Annotated in this window: 3 protein-coding genes; 2 read left to right on the top strand and 1 reads right to left on the bottom strand. The window is 67.4% G+C overall.

Annotated elements, in window-relative coordinates; all coding sequences use genetic code 11:
* Positions 1-215, bottom strand: a 215-nt coding sequence (locus tag ACFFII_RS17810) for a hypothetical protein (protein WP_446686944.1), incomplete at its 3' end; no start/stop codon positions are given.
* Here ACFFII_RS17810 and ACFFII_RS17745 point away from each other — a divergent pair.
* Both ACFFII_RS17745 and ACFFII_RS17740 read left to right on the top strand, forming a co-directional pair.
* The gene (locus tag ACFFII_RS17745) at positions 195-623 is read left to right on the top strand and encodes a VOC family protein (protein ID WP_377700201.1); all 429 of its coding nucleotides are present in this window, start codon (positions 195-197) and stop codon (positions 621-623) included. The two genes, ACFFII_RS17810 and ACFFII_RS17745, sit on opposite strands and share 21 nt — an antisense overlap.
* A gap of 201 nt (positions 624-824) precedes the next feature.
* On the top strand, positions 825-1,611 hold a 787-nt coding region (locus tag ACFFII_RS17740; RefSeq protein ID WP_377700200.1), incomplete at its 3' end, for a methyltransferase domain-containing protein.

Below are 1,611 nucleotides of genomic sequence, written 5' to 3'. Positions count from 1 at the left end.
AGGCGGCGATCGACAGGGTGACCGCAGCCGGGGCGGTGCAGGAGGGTGCGACCACGACCGCTGCCTTCGGCCAGTTGGCGATGTTCGCCGATCCCTTCGGGCACGGGTTCTGCCTGATCCGCTTCAACGGGCAGGGATATGATGCGCTTGATGACAGGCATGAGAAAACTGCCGTTCGGAAGGGAGCGTGAAGGATGGAAGTCCAGCAACTGCATCGTGGCCGCCTGATCGACCACGTCCAGCTGGCGGTCGAGGACCTTCCAGCCTGCCTGAGGTTCTACCAGGCGGTGCTGGATGCCCTCGAGATCCCGATGGGCGGGACCGCCTCCGACTACTTCTGGGCGGACGAACTGTTCGTCTCGACGACGGAAAGCAAAGCCGCCCAAGGGACGGCCACCGGCCGGCACCATCTCGCCTTTCAGGCCAAGAGCCGCCAGATGGTCGATGCGTTTCACAAGGCGGGACTGGTCGCGGGCGGGCGGGACAATGGCGCGCCTGGTGAGCGGCCCTATCATCCCGGCTACTACGCCGCCTTTCTGCTGGATCCCGCCGGCAACAACATCGAGGCCGTTTATCACGGTCCCGCACGCCGCAGCGCCGGCTCGGTGGAAATCACCTTCTGACGCCATGCGGCTCACGAAGCACAGGCAACCTCGTCCTGGCCCACCCTGAAGAACCGGATCGCCAAGGAGCCTCTGACTTCACAACCGGTGCAAGCCGACCGGGCTGCCACACGTGACAGAGCATTTGTTCCGGGCGCAAGGCATCCGGTGTATCATGCCGGGCAATGCCAGCCTCGCGATGTTTGCTCCGGAGGTGCCCCGATGACCACGGCCGCGCGTCACGACGCCTGGGCGGCAGGCGACAGCTACGACGCCTACATGGGACGGTGGAGCCGGCCGATCGCCGCGCGCTTTCTCGACTGGCTCGGCCTGCCCGGGGGGCTTGCCTGGCTGGACCTCGGCTGCGGCACCGGGGCGCTGACCGAGGCTGTCCTTCGCCAATGCGCTCCGCGTCATGTGCTCGCCCTCGATCCCTCCGAGGGCTTTCTCGCGAAGGCGCGCGAGAATCTCCCCGATCCACGGGCGGAGTTCCGGCTGGGGAGCGCCGCCGACCTTTCCTCGGTCCCGACCAACAGCCGCGACGTGGCGGTGGCCGGGCTGGTGCTCAACTTCATCCCTGATCGTGTGGCGGCTCTTCGCGAGCTGGGTCGGATCGTCCGCCCCGGGGGCACGATCGGCTTCTACGTCTGGGACTATCCCGGCGGTGGCATCGCCTTCATGCGCGCCTTCTGGACCGCGGCGGTGTCACTGGACCCTGCAGCCCGCGAGTTGACCGAAGACCGGCGCTTTTCCTTCTGCACGCGCGAGGGGCTCGCGGCCCTCGTCGAGGAAGCAGGGCTGCCGATGCCCGAGATTGCCGCTCTCGAGTCGCCCTCGGTCTTCCGGAACTTCGACGACTATTGGACGCCCTTCACCCTGGGCGCGGGCCCGGCCCCGGGCTATTGCGCCAGCCTTGCCCCGGAAGCACGCGAGCGGCTGCGGACCAGCCTGTCAGAGAGCCTGCCACGACGGGCAGACGGCGCCATTGTTCTCAACACAAGAGCCTGGG

The organism is Paracoccus niistensis (assembly GCF_042432925.1).
GTDB lineage: Bacteria > Pseudomonadota > Alphaproteobacteria > Rhodobacterales > Rhodobacteraceae > Paracoccus > Paracoccus niistensis.
Note: the sequence above shows the minus strand (reverse complement) of the source record. Positions and strands in the feature narration are given on the sequence as shown.